This is a genomic window from Lysinibacillus sp. YS11, from assembly GCF_002896375.1.
Lineage (GTDB): Bacteria > Bacillota > Bacilli > Bacillales_A > Planococcaceae > Lysinibacillus > Lysinibacillus capsici.
In genome coordinates this window covers 1,423,207-1,443,091 of the sequence record NZ_CP026007.1, presented here as the reverse complement: position 1 = coordinate 1,443,091, position 19,885 = coordinate 1,423,207, and the positions used below count along the sequence as shown (strand labels likewise).

The 19,885-nt window shown below is 38.8% G+C and carries 19 protein-coding genes; 1 reads left to right on the top strand and 18 read right to left on the bottom strand.

Going from position 1 to position 19,885, the window contains the following annotated elements; all coding sequences use genetic code 11:
• Nucleotides 1-27: 27 nt before the first annotated feature.
• The 11 genes from spoIVA to prsW form a co-directional block, all read right to left on the bottom strand.
• Nucleotides 28-1,506, bottom strand: coding sequence for a stage IV sporulation protein A (gene spoIVA / locus LBYS11_RS06830; protein ID WP_048389809.1), 1,479 nt, complete (start codon nucleotides 1,504-1,506; stop codon nucleotides 28-30).
• A gap of 92 nt (nucleotides 1,507-1,598) precedes the next feature.
• Nucleotides 1,599-2,381, bottom strand: coding sequence for a hypothetical protein (locus tag LBYS11_RS06825; protein ID WP_054550706.1), 783 nt, complete (start codon nucleotides 2,379-2,381; stop codon nucleotides 1,599-1,601).
• Nucleotides 2,382-2,403: 22 nt separating this feature from the next.
• Nucleotides 2,404-2,616, bottom strand: coding sequence for a DUF2768 domain-containing protein (locus tag LBYS11_RS06820; protein WP_004232605.1), 213 nt, complete (start codon nucleotides 2,614-2,616; stop codon nucleotides 2,404-2,406).
• A gap of 223 nt (nucleotides 2,617-2,839) precedes the next feature.
• Nucleotides 2,840-3,856 carry an NAD(P)H-dependent glycerol-3-phosphate dehydrogenase gene (locus tag LBYS11_RS06815; RefSeq protein WP_103117718.1) on the bottom strand — a complete coding sequence of 339 codons (1,017 nt, stop codon included), beginning with the start codon at nucleotides 3,854-3,856 and terminating at the stop codon, nucleotides 2,840-2,842.
• 110 nt (nucleotides 3,857-3,966) lie between these two features.
• Nucleotides 3,967-5,277 (bottom strand): ribosome biogenesis GTPase Der, encoded by a 1,311-nt coding sequence (der, locus tag LBYS11_RS06810; RefSeq protein WP_103117717.1) that lies wholly within the window; start codon nucleotides 5,275-5,277, stop codon nucleotides 3,967-3,969.
• A gap of 404 nt (nucleotides 5,278-5,681) precedes the next feature.
• Entirely contained in the window at nucleotides 5,682-6,818 is a 1,137-nt protein-coding gene (gene rpsA / locus LBYS11_RS06805; RefSeq protein ID WP_048389803.1) for a 30S ribosomal protein S1, read from the bottom strand.
• 102 nt (nucleotides 6,819-6,920) lie between these two features.
• On the bottom strand, nucleotides 6,921-7,595 hold the full coding sequence (gene cmk / locus LBYS11_RS06800; protein ID WP_103117716.1) for a (d)CMP kinase: 675 nt from the start codon (nucleotides 7,593-7,595) through the stop codon (nucleotides 6,921-6,923).
• 95 nt (nucleotides 7,596-7,690) lie between these two features.
• Nucleotides 7,691-8,350 (bottom strand): flagellar brake protein, encoded by a 660-nt coding sequence (locus LBYS11_RS06795; protein ID WP_066037612.1) that lies wholly within the window; start codon nucleotides 8,348-8,350, stop codon nucleotides 7,691-7,693.
• A gap of 114 nt (nucleotides 8,351-8,464) precedes the next feature.
• Nucleotides 8,465-9,748 (bottom strand): PepSY1/2 domain-containing protein, encoded by a 1,284-nt coding sequence (locus tag LBYS11_RS06790; RefSeq protein ID WP_048389800.1) that lies wholly within the window; start codon nucleotides 9,746-9,748, stop codon nucleotides 8,465-8,467.
• A 15-nt stretch (nucleotides 9,749-9,763) separates the two neighbouring features.
• On the bottom strand, nucleotides 9,764-10,579 hold the full coding sequence (sleB, locus tag LBYS11_RS06785; protein WP_103117715.1) for a spore cortex-lytic enzyme: 816 nt from the start codon (nucleotides 10,577-10,579) through the stop codon (nucleotides 9,764-9,766).
• Nucleotides 10,580-10,676: 97 nt separating this feature from the next.
• Nucleotides 10,677-11,351, bottom strand: coding sequence for a glutamic-type intramembrane protease PrsW (prsW, locus tag LBYS11_RS06780; protein ID WP_004232588.1), 675 nt, complete (start codon nucleotides 11,349-11,351; stop codon nucleotides 10,677-10,679).
• An 84-nt stretch (nucleotides 11,352-11,435) separates the two neighbouring features.
• On the opposite strand from prsW, the gene LBYS11_RS06775 reads away from it, so the two are divergent.
• Nucleotides 11,436-12,404 (top strand): asparaginase, encoded by a 969-nt coding sequence (locus LBYS11_RS06775; RefSeq protein ID WP_066037611.1) that lies wholly within the window; start codon nucleotides 11,436-11,438, stop codon nucleotides 12,402-12,404.
• Here LBYS11_RS06775 and LBYS11_RS06770 read toward each other — a convergent pair.
• From LBYS11_RS06770 to LBYS11_RS06740, 7 genes are all read right to left on the bottom strand, one after another.
• Nucleotides 12,384-13,949 (bottom strand): aminotransferase class V-fold PLP-dependent enzyme, encoded by a 1,566-nt coding sequence (locus tag LBYS11_RS06770; RefSeq protein ID WP_103119058.1) that lies wholly within the window; start codon nucleotides 13,947-13,949, stop codon nucleotides 12,384-12,386. The two genes, LBYS11_RS06775 and LBYS11_RS06770, sit on opposite strands and share 21 nt — an antisense overlap.
• 5 nt (nucleotides 13,950-13,954) lie before the next feature.
• Nucleotides 13,955-14,515 carry a glycerol-3-phosphate acyltransferase gene (locus LBYS11_RS06765; RefSeq protein ID WP_054550703.1) on the bottom strand — a complete coding sequence of 187 codons (561 nt, stop codon included), beginning with the start codon at nucleotides 14,513-14,515 and terminating at the stop codon, nucleotides 13,955-13,957.
• A gap of 58 nt (nucleotides 14,516-14,573) precedes the next feature.
• Entirely contained in the window at nucleotides 14,574-15,539 is a 966-nt protein-coding gene (locus tag LBYS11_RS06760) for a YpdA family putative bacillithiol disulfide reductase (RefSeq protein WP_103117714.1), read from the bottom strand.
• 112 nt (nucleotides 15,540-15,651) lie between these two features.
• Nucleotides 15,652-16,410: a metallophosphoesterase gene (locus LBYS11_RS06755; RefSeq protein ID WP_103117713.1), complete on the bottom strand. Its 759-nt coding sequence runs from the start codon at nucleotides 16,408-16,410 to the stop codon at nucleotides 15,652-15,654.
• A gap of 143 nt (nucleotides 16,411-16,553) precedes the next feature.
• Nucleotides 16,554-17,291, bottom strand: coding sequence for a LysM peptidoglycan-binding domain-containing protein (locus LBYS11_RS06750; protein ID WP_054550700.1), 738 nt, complete (start codon nucleotides 17,289-17,291; stop codon nucleotides 16,554-16,556).
• Nucleotides 17,292-17,377: 86 nt separating this feature from the next.
• Nucleotides 17,378-18,820 (bottom strand): RecQ family ATP-dependent DNA helicase, encoded by a 1,443-nt coding sequence (locus LBYS11_RS06745; protein WP_103117712.1) that lies wholly within the window; start codon nucleotides 18,818-18,820, stop codon nucleotides 17,378-17,380.
• Nucleotides 18,821-19,852, bottom strand: coding sequence for a YpbB family protein (locus tag LBYS11_RS06740; RefSeq protein WP_048389783.1), 1,032 nt, complete (start codon nucleotides 19,850-19,852; stop codon nucleotides 18,821-18,823).
• Nucleotides 19,853-19,885: the final 33 nt, after the last annotated feature.

Genomic DNA, 19,885 nt, shown 5'->3' with positions numbered 1-19,885 from the left:
TTTTTGCATTTTTTCTGAATTTTATCACTATAAAATAAATGTTACTAAACCACGATCTCCTTCGTTAACCATACGTTCAATCGTCTGACGCATACGTTTTTTGGCAGTAGATGGAACTGCATCCATTTTATAACGAATTCCCTCTTTTAATACTTCATGCAATGGTGTGCCAAATAATTGTGTATTCCATAAGGCATCACGATCATGTAAATAAGCATGATTTAAATCTTTTAGAAGTTGCTGACTATGGAACTCTGAGCCAATTAACGGTGCAAATTCTGACTCCATATCAACTCGGATAATATGATAGGATGGCGCTTTTGCCTTCATTCGTACGCCGAAGAAATTATTCTGTTTAATGAGCTCTGGGGCTGTTGGCTCAAATTCCTGCATCATTGGCAATGTCACGCCATAGCCTGTCGTATCAGCATCGTGAATAGCACTTTTAAAGCGTTTTTGGGCCTCTTTTGCCTCTGCCGCCTCTTTGATAAAGAGTAACCAATCTTTTTTCGTTTCAATTGGTTCTTCTAGCCATTCATTACAAACTGATTTATACAATTCACCCTGTAGGGATACCCGAATTACAGCTGTTCCTACACCTGCATCTACATGAACAACTTCACTTTGGTCAATAAAGTCAATGGCTTTAAAGGCATCTGACGCCTGTTGCACATCTCGAATTTTCATAACAGAAGAAAGGACTTCCTCCATCGAATCAATCAATGCAACATTTAATGGATGTGTAGCATCTAATACATCCAGCCAGTCTGGTTTTTCCACCTCAATGGTACGAATTGGGAATTCAAATAACGCCTCTTGTAAAATATATTGAATATCCGTTTCTCTCATTTGATCAATGGACATCGCAATAACAGGGACATTGTAACGTTCAAACAATTCATTGCGAAGCTGAACCGTTTCTTCTCTCGCAGGCATTTGGCAATTGAGTAAGATGACAAATGGTTTGCCGATGTCTTTTAATTGCTCTACAATTTCCTCTTCTGCCTTCTCTGCTGCTCGTCGACTGATTCCGTTCACTGTACCATCAGTCGTTACGACAATACCAATATTCGCATGATCGCGAATCACCTTATCCGTGCCAATTTTAGCGGCTTCCTGAAATGGAATTGGCTCCGTATGCCAAGGCGTATGAACAAATTTTGGTCCATTTTCATCCTCATAGCCTTTTGTCCCATCGATAATATAACCAACACAATCTGCTAATCGAATTTGGAATGGCATTTCATCTTCACCGACCACAATACGGGTTGCTTGGGCAGGCACAAACTTCGGCTCAGCAGTCATAATGACTGGCCCCGGAGAACTTTGTGGCAACTCATCTTGTGCTCGCATTCTTTCCGTTTCATCCACAATGTTTGGTAACACGACTGATTCCATTACCTTTTTTACAAATGTTGATTTACCTACACGTACTGGACCGACAACACCAATATAAACATCGCCATTTGTGCGCTCTGCAATTTCTCTAAATACTGCTTCACTCAAGGTTTCTGCCTCCTTTATCTACGCTTTTTCACTATATGCGAGCCTGTAGACAAATATGAAAAAGCCCCTCACAAATGTAAGGAGCTTGTTTGCTATTTCTCTTTTTTCTCGGCGGCTTCTGCCTCTTGTTTTTGTAATTCTTTCGCTTTTTTGACATCCGCATTATACGTTTTCATATCATAGATAGGCTCTCCATTCTCGTCCACTGTATATGGAATAGAATAGGCAGGCACCACTGGAAATTTGTCGACAAGCAGTTGGCGAATATCATCACCTGGCTTTACATTCGGCTTATCCTCTTTTAAAAGCTGGCCTAAATCCACAGCATAGTCTACATGTAATTCACCATCACCAGTCATGAAAAGCGGTAACTCGACGCCAGAATAGGGACTTTTTACAGTTACCTCTGTTTTATAACCCAAATCTTTATAGTTGATCTGATAAACATTATCTGAAATTGACCCTTTTATTGGTAAATACTGTGTAGATAGTTTACGAATACCTATTTCACGTATACGCTCTGCCGCGTTTAAATCTACTAATTTGACCGATGCCTCATTTTCAGGGTCCCAAATGATATATTGATATATACCACCTTTTTCATAGGCATTTCCAGGAATTGTCGTCAAATACTTCGGCATAAGTTTTTCAAAATCGATTAAATATTTGATATAGATATCCGTATCTAGCTCGCTATTTTTAATTGGTACTAGTCCACCTGTTGCTTCACGGTATTCATCCACAGCACGTTGAACTGCCGCTAGTTGATCGACATCAGGCGTGACCTTAGCCCTTTTTTCTTCTTCTGGGTACGCACATCCTACTAACAGTATGGCGGTTGCAAATACCAACAGCAAAGCACTTAGTTTTTTCATGTTACTGACACCTCATTATTATTTATGCTGGCCAAGTGGCAACTACAAGTACCATTAAAAATGTGCCAAGTCCAAACAGTATGTATGCACATAAATTTACGACTGTTCGTAAAAATACATTTGAAATCTTATTTCGCGCTAAATAAATTAAGCCGACTGATATAATCATAAATGCGATGCAATAAAACGACACCCACATTACATCAAGCGCAGGCATATGAGCTAACGGGCCCATTTCAAAAAACCACCTTTCTTTGAATGTCAAGACACAATCAAAGTATATTATACTATGTGCTTTTGCTAAAAAGAAATAGTTGTCCCATAACTATCAAGAAATGGACAACTCTTTTAGCATGTATTTCTATTCAACTAGTGGCACACAATAAGGCGTCTCAACAGATTCGTTGAGACACCTTATTTATGTCCATTTAATGACAAGTCTAATCAAAAAATTAATATTAATGCTTCATATCGTCTATTTCTCGTTTTTTCATACGCATCATTAAGGCATCTACTGCCACTTTCGGTTCAACGTCATTAAATAGCACACTATAGAGCTCTGTGGAAATCGGCATGGCGACATCATATTTCTCTGCTAATTGATAGGCTGCCTTCGTGGTACGGACACCTTCTACGACCATGCCCATTTGATCCAGCACTTCTTGTAGCTTCATACCTTGCCCTAACATATTACCTGCACGCCAGTTTCGCGAGTGGACACTTGTACAGGTTACAATTAAGTCCCCCATACCTGTAAGCCCTGAGAACGTAAATGGATTACCACCCATTTTTACACCTAACCGTGAAATTTCTGCAAGACCTCGCGTAATAAGTGCCGCTTTTGCATTGTCTCCATAATTTAAGCCATCAGTAATACCTGCCGCTAAAGCGATAACGTTTTTCAACGCTCCTCCTATTTCTACACCAATGATATCTTCATTTGTATAGACGCGGAAGAACTGATTCATAAATAAATCCTGTACCTTTTCAGCAGCATCAATATTAGCACAAGCTGCAGTAACCGTTGTAGGATGATGCAGTACCACTTCTTCTGCATGACTTGGCCCAGAAAGAACAACAATTTCTTCCACATACATTGCTGGTAAGCTTTCTGCTAAAATCTCAGATATTCGTTTTAATGAGTCAGGCTCAATTCCTTTCGAAACATGGACAAACAACACTTTTTTTGTTAATTCAGCCGTTAGTTTCTCGCATACTTCACGAATCGCTTTTGTTGGAACAGCCACAACAATGGTTTCTGCATGAGTAGCTACCTGCGCCATATCACTCGTCGCATGTAAATTTACAGGTAGAATGGTTTCTGGTAAATATTTTTTATTCGTATGCAGATGATTGATTTCTTCTGCCTGCTCAGCTCTATGTGTCCATACAAGCGTATCATGTCCATTTTCCGCTAGTACCATTGCCAGTGCAGTACCCCATGAGCCTGCCCCTAACACACAAACTTTTTCCATAACAAAATCCTCCCTTTGTTGGGTTGTCTATTAAGTAAGTTCTTTCTTGTAAAAAGACGCCACCCAACAATAATGTCGGGTTGGCGTATTGTATGTCTATAGCTATTGCCTTAAGCACGCGCACGTGTAATTAAACGAATTGGCGTCCCTTCAAAGTCAAATGTTTCGCGGATGCGATTTTCTAAGAAGCGTTCGTATGAAAAATGCATAAGCTCAGGTTCATTCACAAAAACAACGAATGTTGGTGGCTTAATCGCTACCTGAGTAGCATAGTAAATACGTAAACGACGACCTTTATCTGTCGGTGCTGGATTACGAGCCACTGAGTCCTCAATCACTTCATTTAAAATAGAGGACTGAATACGCATCGCATGATTCTCGCTGACACGTTGGATAATCGGTAAAATTTGATGCACACGCTGTTTTGTATTCGCCGATACAAAAATAATTGGGGCATAATCTAAAAATAGGAAATGCTCACGAATTTGGTGTGTAAAGACATTCATTGTTTTTTCATCTTTTTCAATGGCATCCCATTTATTCACAACAATGATCACAGCTTTTCCAGCCTCATGTGCATAGCCAGCGATTTTTTTATCTTGCTCCTGAATACCTTCTTCTGCATTCAGCACTACTAAAACAACGTCTGAGCGTTCAATAGCACGTAGCGCACGTAACACAGAATATTTCTCGGTTGTTTCATAGATCTTTCCTTTTTTACGCATACCCGCCGTATCAATAATGACATATTCCTGTCCATCATATGCATAAGGCGTATCAATCGCATCACGTGTTGTCCCTGCAATATTACTAACAATAACACGTTCCTGCCCTAGGAAAGCATTCACTAAAGAGGATTTCCCAACATTCGGGCGACCAATTAAAGAGAATTTAATGACATCATCACCGTATTGTTCTTCATCTTCTTTCGGGAAATGTTTCGCACATTCGTCCAATAAATCCCCTAAACCTAAACCGTGGGAACCTGAAATAGGCCAAGGTTCACCGAAGCCAAGTGCATAAAAATCATAAATCATTTCACGCATATCAGGATTATCAATTTTATTGACCGCTAATACGACTGGTTTTTTTGTTTTGTATAGAATTTTAGCAACTTGCTCATCTGCTGCCGTTACCCCTTCACGACCATTTGTCATGAAAATAATAACGTCTGCTTCATCAATAGCGATTTCAGCTTGTTGACGAATTTGTTCTAAAAACGGCTCGTCTCCAATTTCAATGCCACCTGTATCAATAATATTAAAATCGTGTGTTAACCACTCTGCCGAACTATAAATACGGTCACGTGTTACGCCTGGGATATCCTCCACAATCGAAACACGTTCTCCAACGATACGATTAAAAATCGTCGACTTACCTACGTTCGGACGACCTACGATGGCTACTACTGGTTTCGTCATCTGTACTTCATCCTTCCAACTTCTTGTCTTTCGCTATTATACACGAAAAATGCCATTATATCATATCATATCCATAATGTAGAACGCTATGTATGGTGATAAAAGGTGTTCCCTCATTTTTTTAAGCGCTCTATCAGATGTTATAAAGGTTCTATCGCCTTTTTAATTCCTATCCTTTATTTTGAGAATCTTATCCGCTACTTTTAGAGTTTTATCCTTCAATTCAAAGATTTTATCCTCTTCTTATTTGCTATCCTTCACTTCTGAAATCTTATCCGCTACTTTTAAAGTTGTATCCTTCAATTCAAAGATTTTATCCACTCCTCAATCGCTATCCTTCACTTTCAAAATCCTATCAACCATAAAAATAGCGAGGATACAATTATGCATCCTCGCTTTATACATTATTTAAAGTTTTTTAGTTTATCGCCAATCACATCACCGAATGAGAAGCCTGTATTCTCTTCAGGTAATTCATAGTCGATTACTTCTTCTGCTTCAGGATTTTCTAATAATTCTTTAATGCTAAGGGCTAGACGGCCTTCGTCAGCGTTGACATCAAGAACCTTTACCTGTACTTCTTGTCCCTCTTTTAGTGCTTCATGAGGCGTGTTAATGTGCTTATGCGCAATTTGCGATATATGCACTAAACCTTCAACGCCTGGGAATACTTCCACAAATGCGCCAAATGAAGTAAGTCGCTTCACTCTACCGTCTAAAATAGTGCCTTTAGCGGCACGTTCTTCAATATTAGACCATGGTCCAGGAATTGTTTCCTTAATAGATAAAGAAATACGTTCATTTTCTGGGTCCACTGATAGAACTTTTACTTTTACATCTTGTCCTTCAGCTAAAACCTCACTCACATCACTCACATGCTCATGTGATACTTGCGAGATGTGTACAAGACCATCAATACCACCTAGGTCGATAAATGCACCAAATGACGCGAGACGCTGTACTTTACCATCCAATACATCGCCAGCTTTTATTTGATTAATCACATTTTTCTTTTGTGAAGCTTTCTCTGCTTCAACCACTGCTCGGTGAGATAAAATAAGGCGATTCTTATCCTTATCAAGCTCAACAATTTTAAAGCTTAATGTTTGCCCTTTATAGCCTTCAAAATCATCAACAAAATAGTCCTCTACAAGCGATGCTGGTACAAAGCCACGTACACCTAAATCTACGACAAGACCACCTTTAACAATATCCTTTACTTCCGCTTCAAAGATTTCCTCAGCTGCAAATTGCTGCTCCAGTGTATCCCATGCTTTTAGAGCATCCACTTTACGTTTTGATAGGACAAAGTTTTCTTCTTCAACCTTTGTAATCATCAATTCTAATTCATCTCCAACTGAGATGACATCAGACGCTTTCTCAATGTGTAAGCTTGATAATTCACTAATCGGTACAATACCATCAAACGGAGCACCTGGAATTGATACAGATACTGCCTTTTCATCAACTTGCGCGGCAATGCCTTTGACGATATCACCCTCGTTAAACGTTTGTTCTGCATAGTTCATTTCTTCAGACATATGTAACCCTCCTTCGCATCTTCCCTTACTATTTTATTCGATATTGAAGACAAAGACAAAAATAAATCCTTTAAATTCTAAAAATGTCTGAAATTTTAGGATTTATAGCATTTTTTCTTCTGCTAATTTTAAAATAGCTTGTGCTGCATCATCAATGGACAATGCTGTTGTATCTAAAAAAATCGCATCTTCAGCTTGAATCAGTGGCGATGCTTCACGCTCACTATCCTTTTTATCACGTAGCGCTATTTCTTCCTGAAGTTTTTCAAGAGAGGACTCAATTCCTCTTTTTTGATTATCAATCAAGCGTCGTCTAGCACGCTCCTCTACTGTTGCAGACATGAAAATCTTTAGTTCTGCATCCTTTAAGACATGTGTAGCAATATCGCGGCCATCCATGACAACACCGCCATTAGCTGCAAGTTTTTGCTGTTGAGCAACTAATAGCTCACGAACCTTCGCATGGGCAGCTACTTGTGAGACTGATGAAGTGACCTCATTAGAGCGTATTTCCGCTGACACATTGTGACCATCTAAAAAAACAAGCTGTCCCTGAGGTGATGGTTTTAATTCAATTGTGCTTACTTCAAGCATCTCTGCTAATTTTGCTTCATCATCTAAATGTATGTTTTGTTGCATCGCTTTATACGTAACTGCTCGATACATTGCCCCTGTGTCAATGTAAGTAAAGCCAAGTGCTTCAGCAACAATTTTCGCGATTGTACTTTTGCCAGCACCAGCAGGCCCGTCTATCGCAATTTGAATGTTTTTCTTCATATTCTTCCCTACTTTCTGCACCTCTTATTGTATCATATAACCTCAAAAAAGCCCTCTACTAGGAGAGGGCTTCATCAAAATATTCATAAAGGATATTAAACATTAAAAGGGTTCATTTCTTTACGACGATTGACTAATTGACGTTCAAAGCAAAAACGGACAATATGCTGTTGATCGACGTCATCTGTATCTGTTAGTTGGATTGTTGCAATGCGTTTATCCTCTTTTTCAAAAATACGTACGATCAGCGCTTCCGTAATGACATACTTGACATCTCCATTGGCAAATGGCAATACAATAGTTAGTTTTACTTCATCACCCTCAGTGAAAGCTACTTGACCTTTCAACATGACTGCTAGGCCTCCTGCACTAATATCCACAGTCACAAGCTGATATTTATAGTCTTTCAACTGAATGGCAACGTCTACTTGTGTCTCCACACGAACGTATTCTCGTCGCTGAATTTTTATAAACTCCTCTGGTGTTGGACAATGCAACATAATCATTGGTATATTACCTGCTTTACGGCCAACTACCTCTGTATTAAAGGCAAAGGATTGCTTATCCTCAGTACGAAAAGTTGCTCTAAATTCTGAGCCATCTATTAAAAATGCCGTTTTCTTTGTTACCATATTAACCGGATAATCAATATATAGAATATTATCTTTTTGCTCTACAACTTTACAGCGGAATTTCTCCAAACGCTCTGTATAAGTTGGTTCAAGTTGTAATTGTGTACCAATTTTTATTTCCATGAGCATCTCCCCGTGCGAAAAATATAGTTTAATTATCTCATGAGAAGCTTATTTTGGCTATAAAAATTGGTAGTATTTTCATGTCAAGTTGATACAGAGCGGAAGCATCATTGATTAAGTTAGATATTCCACTTTTAATACATTATGGTTTTCCGCATCAATAACAATTCTAAATGTTTCCTGTGTATTACCATCACGCAATGCAATGACCTCATAGCAAAGACGTTGCTCAAATTGTCCATTATCTGTGTAGATATTTTTTACCTCTTGTACTTGGATATCGTCTTGGAAGAACGTTTTCCAATCAATCGGCTTAGCTGTTTGCTTTTTAATATTTTCTTCTTGAATATATTCCATTGCATTTGCACCTAACAGCTCACCTGTATCTTTCGCCACTTTCAATTGAACACCATCAGCGTAGATTAACGCATTATCTCCAGGATGGACACGAGCAAATGTCACATGCCAAGCTTGATGATTTTCTCGTGATTCCACATAGGCTACATCTTTCATGCCTAATTTCTTCACATATTCCTGCGCTTTTTTCATGATTTCCTCTTGTGATAACTTGGCTTCATCCACAGGACGTTCTACTAAATAGGATAATAAATGTCCACCCTTTTCTGTTAAATCAACATAGCCTAATCGAATCCCTTGGTGGAATTGGATATGATAAAAAGGATATGGTGCTGTATCACTACTTTTTGTAACTGTAAATGTAGCATCTTTAATGACTGGGAATAAGTATTTCACCTTCTCTAGTGCTTCTTTTTCGGTAATAACTGCATCCTGTAATGCCTTTAACTCAATTTTTTTCTGCCAATCAGATTCAGATAAAGTTAACGGGAAATCCTTTTCGCCGTAGCCCTTTAATGTATCCTTTACAGTATCAAATTGGCTATTTGGATTTTTATTATCTACTTGCTGTAGCCAAACATCCATTTTCCCATCATGCTTATAGAAATCGACGGTTGCAGCTGTCCATTCATCGGAAAGAGATTGTAAATTCGTTGAAACCTGGGGCATTTTTTCACGCCAAGCTTCATAATCCCCTGTTTTCGCTGTCCTTTTTGCTTCATCGCCAAGTCGCCCTAGATAGTTCATCCATTCACTTGATAGTTCTTGTCCTATTGGAATATTCGCAATTGAAGAACGAACTTCTGAGCTTAAACGCCAAACCGAATCTAGTTCATTGTGAATCGCCTGCTCGTCTTGAAACAACAGGGATTGTGATACTGAGCGTTGAAGATGGGAAAGTTTTTCAGATGCATCCGTTAACTTATCTGTATATTGTGCTAGCACGGTACGTTGTAAATCTTCTTTATCTCCATGTAAATCAATGCTGTATGCCCCTAACCCAATAACGGCAATCGTTAAGACCACGAGCCAAGTTTTCATCTAGGTTCCTCCTTTCTATGAACAGAAAATATGCTCTCCAATTTGTTTAATTTGTGGACGTGACCAAATCCATTTGCTCGTTGCAGTTTTTGGATTGAAATAATACAATGCATTTTCAGAAGGGTCCCAGCCGTTCATGGCATCAATAACCGCTTCTTTCGCTCGCTCATTTGGCTCAAGCCAAATTTGCCCATCTGCAACGGCCGTAAATGCTAACGGTTGGAAAATGATACCTGAAATAGTATTCGGGAAATCTGGGCTTTCCAAACGATTTAAAATAACTGCGGCAACCGCTACTTGTCCTTCATATGGTTCTCCCCTTGCCTCTCCATATACCGCATTCGCCATTAGCTGTAAATCACGCTCTGTATATTTGGGAGGAACTTGTGTCTGTGTTCCATTATTATTACTACTTCCACTACTATTGCTACTGCCACCACTAGTATTCTTTTTCACTTGCTGATCAAGTGGCTGCCCACCATAATAAGTAAATTGATTTCCTGCATTTAATTGAGCTTTCACCCATTTTTCGTCATAATCTGAATTGCCCGTTAACGCTTTCTTTGTCTTATCGCCTGCAATTCCGTCTACTGGTAACCCATAATTTTCTTGGAAATTACGTAAAGCCCAGTATGTGTTGTAGCCAAATTTGCCATCAATTTTACTCTTATAAAAACCTAAGTATTGTAGCCTTGCTTGCAATTCAATGACATCATCTCCATAGGCACCTCGAGTAATTTGCTGATCGCTAAATGCATTTGCATCATTTTGAGGAATCGCAATTATACTAATTCCTAATATCAAAGCAAAAAGTATGCTTACTAAACGCACTTTTATCACTCCTTTTTTTATAGCTTGAAACAAAAGGAGTAATTTATACATGATAAAAATGAAATAAAGCGTAGAAATCTTTGACGATTTCTACGCTTTATATTTTCTTTTGCATGTGAAGATGCTGCACCAGATGATAATGTGCAAGCTTCACTTTGCGCAAGCCAAACCACCATAAAAACAACATAAAAGGAATCATTAAATAAACCCAGTGACCTTTGAATGATAATATTGTATTGTATAGAATGTGAAGTACGACTGGTGCACAAAGCGCCATAGCAATCATCTCTTTTGTCTTAACAAGTTTCGAAAACTTAGCCCGTCCATAATAATAGCCCATTACGACACCAAACAAAGCATGACTCGATACTGGTAATAAGGCTCGCATAAATGCCGTGTCTAAGCCAAATGAAAGTAAATAAAGAACATTTTCAATCGTAGCAAAGCCAAGTGAAATGCTTGCCCCGTACAATATACCATCGTAAGGGTCATCAAATTCTATATGATTATAGATGGCAATTAATAGCACAAACCATTTAAAAAATTCTTCAATGACACTTGAAAATAGTACGTCTTGAAGATAAAGATATCGAAAAACCCCTTCCTCTGTTAATACATACTGTAAAAACATGATTGGGAACGTTAAAAATGCGCCGTATAAAAACGTTTGTAGTAAAGTTCTTCTTGGCTCCGTAGCCATCTGATTGCGCAAATAGAAATAACTAAAAAGCGCTAGACCGGGAGCAATGGCAGCAGATAATAAAATGATCATGATGCCGGCTCCTTTCAACAATAGACTGCTATTATTATACCATGTAATGACAAAAAAACTTTTTAAAAGGAGATTTATTTTTTTATGAAAAAAACAATTTTATTAATTCATACTGGCGGCACAATCTCCATGGCGATGAGTGCTGAAGGAGCGGTCATGCCTAATAAGGAAAATCCTCTAATGAAGGAAAGTAATAAACTGGCTTCACTAGCAAGCATTATCGAAATAGAAGCTTTTAACCTTCCTTCTCCACATATTACACCGAAAGAGATGCTTTTATTGCGTAACTTGATTTTGGAACAAATTGACGCACAGCCAATTGACGGTGTGGTCATCACCCACGGTACGGATACATTGGAAGAAACCGCCTATTTCTTAGAGCTAACTACGAACTTAGCCATTCCGATTGTGCTAACAGGAGCAATGCGTTCATCTAACGAACTTGGAGCAGATGGAATTTATAATTTAGTAGAGGCAGTCCGAGTAGCTGTTGATGAAGAAGCACGTGATAAAGGTGTGCTTGTTGTGATGAATGATGAGGTTCATCTTGCTGTAAATACAACAAAAACAAGCACAAGTTCTGTAAATACTTTCCAATCTCCACAATATGGACCGATTGGCCTTATTACAAAATCCAGAATCTTATTCCATCACGCACCAATTCGTCGACAATATGTAGATGTTAACAATTTAACTAAGCGTGTCGCAATGCTAAAAGTGTACGCTGGAATGGAAGAAGATTTATTGGATGTCGTGCTTGCATGTAAATATGATGGTGTTGTGCTAGAAGGACTAGGTCAAGGGAATGTCCCGCCATCTGTTGTAAAGGGAATTGAAAGCCTTATACAGCGAGACATCCCAGTTGTACTTGTTTCCCGCTGCTTTAATGGAATTGCAGAAGGTGTTTATGGCTATATGGGCGGCGGTAAAATGCTAGAAGACTTAGGCGCCATATTCGCCACAGGTATTAATGGTCAAAAGGCACGCTTAAAATTATTAATAGGCCTTAACACAACTGGCTCGCCTTTAAATTTAAAGGACTTTTTCTTGTAACGCTAAAGTCTCGATCACCTGTTCATAATAGCCCAGTATCTCGCTAAGTCGAGCCAAAGCTTCATCAAAATCTGGCTGTATCACAGAAAATTGAATGAAATTCTTTTGGCGTAAATACTGGCTTTCACCATGAACGAATAGCCCGTTTAATGCTAAATCAATAAGTAGGTTGGCATAATTATTAGGCAATTGAACAGTTATCAACATCGGATATTGAGTAGTTGGATATTGAAATTGCATGATTGGTAGCTGCAGCAGTGATTGAAAGCGTTGCTGTAGCTGCTCATAACGTGCTGGATAGGCTTGCAATGCAGTCTCCACATTGCTCAGTAATACAGCAGGTAATGTAAATGGTATGACACCTTGCTGATAATTTGCTAAATCAAGATAAGCGGGTAGATTGGCAGATGGGGGTGCAAGTGATTGCGAAAATACAAATGCTAGCCCACTTAACGCACCAATGGCCTTACCACTCACAGCCGTAGCTAAATAGCAGTCCTGTAAAGAGAACGGCATGGCACCGAACGAACTAATACAATCTATACATAACTTTACATTGTATTGTTTAGCAAGCTTTTTAAGAATATCTAAGTTATTACAAGTTCCCGTGGAAGTCTCACCATGTACTGCCAACATCCACTGATAAGACCCCGTCTCAAGCTGTGAAGCCAGTTCTTTGTCATCAAATACTGTTCCCCATTCTTTTTCTACCACATCATAATGTAATGACCAACGAGCGGCTTGCTTCTGTAAACGTTCACCGAATTCTCCATTTGTGAGAATAAGCCCTTTTCCTAATTGCTGTGCCTTTAGTTGTGCAAGCATTACTTCATTTGCTAGCGTTCCCGTTCCTACGATTACACCAACATGATTGGACTTCGATAAATGCAGTAACCTCTTCTGCACTCGTTCATAAAGCGCATAAAAAGGTAATGAACGATGTGATAAATCTGAATGAGCAATTGTCTCTAATTGCCTCACCGGCCCAGGATAAAATGTAGAGGGTTCCGTCGTTAGTCTATGTTGTAATGATTGTTCAAATTCATGTCTAGTGAGCACCATCGGTAAAAACATCGCACCCTCTTCCCCGACAGCTGGTGCAAACTGCTTAAAACCCATCTGCTTATATAGTTTTTCCTCTCTCGTTGTACCTGAAATCACTGCAGCAGAATAGCCTTTTTCGTAGGCAAATGTAGTTAAGGCCTGAGTAAGCTTCAATAGAACTCGACCCGTTCGATAACCTTTCTTCACGGAAAGCAAACGAATTTCACAAAGCTTCTCACAATTTTCCTTCGATAAATACTGCTCGACCTTACCAATCTTTTCATCAATAGAAAATGGTCGTTGATCTCTAAACGCCACCATGCCAATTAATTCTGTTTGCTTATAAACAACGACATAGGTATTCTCCTGATGAAATCGATCTACTTTTTTTCGCGATGCATTTACCTCATGCTGAGGAATTTCTTCTACAAATGTTTCATAATTCAATCGAGCAATCGCCTCAAATTCTTCATTTGTCTTGGCAATTTTACACCAATACATTTCCTTCACTTCCCTCTTTTCAATGATTCCTGAATATTAGACATATGCTTAATAAGCATACACACGATTGCCATGATTAAAAGTCCATATGGCTCTAATTTCCCTGCTTGTATAATTGCGGCTATATAAAAAGCAAAGCCCCCAACCATGCCAAGTGTCAGACTTCTAGTAAATGCAGATATAAGTGCTGTACCAATAATCATCCATAAAAAAAGACTTGGCGATAAGGCGAGACCCACACCAATAAAAGTAGCTACACCTTTCCCTCCATTCCATTTCAGCCAAATCGGAAATAGATGGCCAATTATCACCCATGCAGCTCCGCCAATAAGGACCCATTCATCCAATTGCCACATGCGTCCTAATCCGACAACAAGTACACCTTTTAATGAATCGCCAAGCAGAGTCAAAATAAACGCTGTTTTCCCAATCACACTTCCCGCATTACGCGCGCCTAAATTTTTACTACGCTCTTCCTGCAAATTGACACCGTATATCTTACCAACGAAATAAGCCGTCAAGATGTTTCCTATTAAATAACTCAAGAGCCAATACAAGCCAATCATTGAGCTGCCTCCTTGCTAAAAAGGCTGTATAAGCTACATGCCTATACAGCCTCGATCGTTATTTTTTTCTCTGCTCAATATTTCGAGCGATACATTCGCCATGGAAACGACCATTTTCAATAAAAATTTCATTGGCATTATTTCCTGCTGCAATAACACCTGCAATGAATAGTCCTTCAACATTGGTTTCCATCGTTTCAGGCGTAACATAAGGACGACCCGTTTCTTTCTCTATGTCCACTCCCATCGCTTTAATAAAGGAGTGATCAGGATGATAGCCAGTCATAGCAAAAACGAAATCATTTTTTACTATTTTCTCTTGGCCCTCTACTTCTAAAACAACTTCGTGCTCACGTATTTCCAATACATTTGTATTAAAAAGCATGTCAACTTCTCCAGTTTTGACTACCCCTTCAAATTCGGGTAATACCCATGGCTTGATGCTTGGAGAGTATTCGCTGCCACGATAGGCTACGGTTACACGAGCCCCGGCTTTATTTAATTCTAACGCGGCATCTATCGCTGAATTTTTGCCGCCTATAACTAGAACATCCGTATCAAAAAATTCATGGCCCTCTTTAAAGTAATGGAAAACTTTAGGTAACTCCTCACCATGGATATTTAAATAATTCGGATGATCATAATAACCTGTTGCAATGACAACATAGGGCGTTTCATATATTTCCTTATCGGAGGTTACCGTGAACAAATCATTATTTTTTACAACACTTTGTACTTTTTCGAAGCGATTAACTTGTATATTTTTTAAACGGACGACCTCTCGATAGTAGACAAGGGCTTGATTGCGTTTCGGCTTACGTCCTTCAATAATAAATGGTACATCACCAATGGCTAACCGTTCACTCGTACTAAAAAATGTTTGATGTGTAGGGTAATGATAGATGGCATTGACGATATTTCCTTTTTCAATCACAATAGGTTGTAAACCAATATTTTGCAAAGCTATTGCTGCTGCTAAGCCGCATGGGCCTCCTCCAACAATAATTGCATCTGCTTGCTGCATTTCTTGACACTCCAATCGAATTTGAACAGCAAAAATTGCTGCTCCATGCTTTCACATTTCATAGAATAGACGATACTTTTTTATTATACGCCTTCTCACACGTTTTGGTTGTTTATTTACTCGAAATATCAATGTCAATTATATGACATTGGGGCTTTGCACCAAATCGAAAAGGTACTAATGTCGTCCCATAGCCATTGCTTACTAAAGTCATGACACCATCACGCCGACGATAGGAACCATTTGGATGGACACCATATGGACCGAATCTGATTTGCCCTCCATGTAAATGTCCCCCCATCATTAAATCCGCACGATATTTAGCCCGAACTTTCGCAAAAACCTCTGGATTATGGGCGATAAAAACAACTAAATCCTGATCTCCTATCTTTGCAAAAGCTTTTTCAAAACTATATTCTTTAACAGTTGTATCCTCAATAGCACTTAACCAAAAGCTATTTTTAAGCGGAAGCTGTACGGCATCATTGACAATAATTTGAACATGGTATGCCTGTAAAATGTCCTTCAGTCTTTCTTCCCCAATTTCTCTGTCATTATTGCCCCAAATAAAATAGGTTGGTCCAAGGGACGTTAATAATGATAAATTTTCATGAATACGATCAATCGGTGTACGGCTATCCGCAAAATCACCGCCAATAATTACTGCATCAAAATGATGTCCCTGTAACTGTGCAATCATTTTCTTACTTATTTTACGTAAATGAACATCTGAAATAAAAAATAATCGTACCTTCTCCTGTTCACCCTGTAATGAAAGCTGGTGAGACAATACATTATTTTCATGTGCCACCTTCCACATATAAAGTGGAGGGGCGATGACTACCAAAAGAAATAGCCCTAAATATAGCATTTTCTCACTTCTCCTTACGACAGCAAAAAGGCGATTCTTCTTAAAAAACGAATCGCCTTTTTGCTAAATCAGACGTACGTTTTGGTGTGAACGTTTGTCTGTAATTTTATACTAGAAAACCTATATAACGATAAAAAATTCTATTAAGGTAACTTAATGACTTGCCCAACCATTACAGTATTAGAGGACATCCCATTAGCAGCACGAATTTTAGCTAAAGTCGCTTCACTGCCATCGCCATAGTGATTTAATGCAATTCGGTATAAGTTCTCATTTGCTTTTACAGTATGTGTCGTTGCTTTAGCATTTTGTTTTGCTTCTTCCGCTTTTCTAGCTTCTTCTGCTTTTCTTGCTGCCTCTGCTTGTTGTTGAGCTATTCTTGCTTCTTCAGCTTTTCGAGCTTCTTCGGCTTTTTTTGCTTCCTCTGCCTTTTTCGCCTCTTGAGCCTTTTTCGCTTCTTCAGCAGCTTTTTGCTCCGCTGCTAATTTATCAGCATCTTTTTGAGATTGCTCTTGAGCCTTCTTATCTCCCTGAGCGTCTTGACCCTTATCATCTTTTTCCTTATCTTTATCTGACGCAGATGCTTCTGAAGGATCTAATTCGACAACCTGTTCAGCTGTATCCTTTTCGGCTTGTTCAATCGTTTTTCCTGGTTCGTAAAATTTCCAAAAATAAATAAGAATTGTTAATGGTATCAAGATAAAAATAACAAACAGAATCGTCATTAACGGTGTCTTACGTTTCGAATTTTTTGGCTTTTTGTTTTTATTACCGTTTTTATTCATTCTGGAAACTCTTGATAAGGATTGCTGTTCTTTTTGCTCATCTTCAAACGATTGACGATGCTCTTCTATTTTATCGCGATAATCTTCTTTATTCATTCGCCTTTCCCCCAACCTTACTACGCTTTCTATCATCTCTATTATGACGAATATTACGAAAAAAGTAAATGACCGTCAGTTTTAGTCTAATTACCCATTAATAGTTGTTGCAATCGACTTTCCCACGTTGCCATTTCTACTTTCTTTTTCTCTTTTAAGCGTACTTTCTTGATTACATCATAATGGATTCCACAATTTTCACAACAGTTTTCCGGCTTTTTCTGCAATTTTTGCCCAAAATACCCGACTAAATGTTCACGAATACAGTCTTTTGTCTGTATGATTTGAAGCATTTCATTCACTGCATTGTATTTCTCTAGTGCTAAATGATTTAATCGGACCTTCACTTGTTCCGAAGACTCTCGTTGCAGCCAATAGTCTAACACACGGAAGGCTGTCTCACTTAACTCCCCATTTTTCAGCATTTGGATGGGCTGTATTTGCTGAGATAGCAGCTCCTGATAGCGGTCAACATGATGTAAAGTTGGTAAATCGCCTGTCACAACAAATTTAGCCAGCTCCTCATCACCTTCAGCATACAGTAATATAGCAAGTGCAGAGTGACCATCCCGCCCTGCACGTCCAATCTCCTGCATATAATTCGCTATATTGGCAGGCATTGATTCATGAATGACCTGCCGTATATCAAGCTTATTAATGCCCATACCAAAAGCGTTTGTTGCAACAATCCAATCAAGTTCACCAGCTATAAATTGCTGTTGAATAAATTGACGGTCCTCCACCCCATAGCCAGCATGATATGCAGCAACACGAACGCCCTCTTGTAATAAGGCTTCGCTATATTGTTGCGCACGTTTACGTGAGGAAACATATAAAATACCAGGTCCTGCCGTTTCCGTAACATGGTGCATGAGCCATCTAGCTTTATCAGCCTTATCCTCCACTACTACACGACCTAAATGAATATTCGGGCGGTCAACATTATACATAAACTCGAATGGAGCTTTGAGAGATAAAGTTTCCCGTATATCTCGAACAACCTTCTTTGTTGCCGTAGCAGATAATGCCAAAATTGGCGGACGATTTTCTCTCGATAGCCAGTCACCTATTCGTAAATAATCTGGTCGAAAATCAAAGCCCCATTGTGAGATACAATGTGCCTCATCTACTACGATTAAACCTAGCTTCATCTGCGCCAGTTTCTCTTGTACCTGTTGCTGGAGCAGCATCTCTGGGGAAGTAAAAATAAAACGATATTGCTCTAAATAATGTAATACATAACGTTTCTCTGTTAGTGATAAAAAGGAATTTAAAGCTACCACCCTCTTTTCCCCAAAACGCTTCAGCTCTTCTACTTGATCCTGCATTAATGACAGTAAGGGTGAAACAATTAGTACAGGTTTCTCTAATGTATAGGCTGGTAGCTGGTAGCAGAGTGATTTTCCCATTCCTGTTGGCAATAAGGCAATAACATCTTGTTCTTGTAGTAATGCCTCAATGACTTCTTTCTGTCCTGGCCGAAATGATGAATAACCAAAATGCTTATGCAATAATTGTTCAAGTTCCATTTATACTTCTCCTTTCGCAAGGACAAGCCTTAATTGAAAATAACTCATATCGTTTAAAGCTTCATGTAATATTTTCAATTTTTTTGTTTGATACTGCTTCGATGCCTGCCACACTTTTTGGGCTTCATCATAGGAGACGAATGGGCCAATAGAAAAGTTCGGTTCATACATAGCTAATTCCACAAAATGATCCTCAATTGTACTTTGTTTTAGTTTTCTCATTTGAACAATTTGCTCCATCGAATAACCTTGTTCATATAATTGTGCGGTTTGTTGTGCAGAATCTGTTAGCAATATTTTAACTTTTAATCCTTCTGCCACATGCCCTAGTAATGGGTAATCATCTATTTTTTGATGCACTTCATTTAATAATATATGTAGGGTTTCAATAAAAGCTAATTGACTATCCAGTACAGTTTCCTTCCGTTCATCTGCAAGTTGTTGCCACGTCCATCCTGGTAATTGATAACCACTTAAACGATATAGAACAAGCTGTTTGCTTGCATCTGACACAGGGAGAATAGTTAGCACATGATTACATTCTGTCAATAATTGCTGTTGTAAATGACCTTCCTTATAATGATGTGCCTGTAAAAAAGTTCGCACCCACGCTTGAATCATTGTATCTCTACTAATCGGTGAAAAGGTACGAACGGCTGCAGCTTGATGTGACAAACTTTGTACAATGAGAGAGAGCCTCGCAAAAAACACATGCTCATTTCCCCGATAGTGCCAACCATCAAAGAAAAAGGTTGGCGTTTGTTGTGCTCGTTGTAATCCTAGCGTTTCCATGTAAAAATGACCAGATTCCTGCACATTTAACCAACTATTCTGCATAAATAAGTTTACAGCCTCATCAAATGTAGTACGAGATAGTTTTGGCAAGAGGCCAAAATATTGATGCAGTTGAAAAAGACCAATATCTTGAATCGTCTGGCCTGAACGCTTCCCTCTTAGGACATGATAGGCAGCCGAAATCGTCCGCTCTTTATTGAGTTTTTGAAAGATTTGCAATAAAATTTGATGAAACATTGACGCAAATTCCTCCAATTTAATAGTATTTAA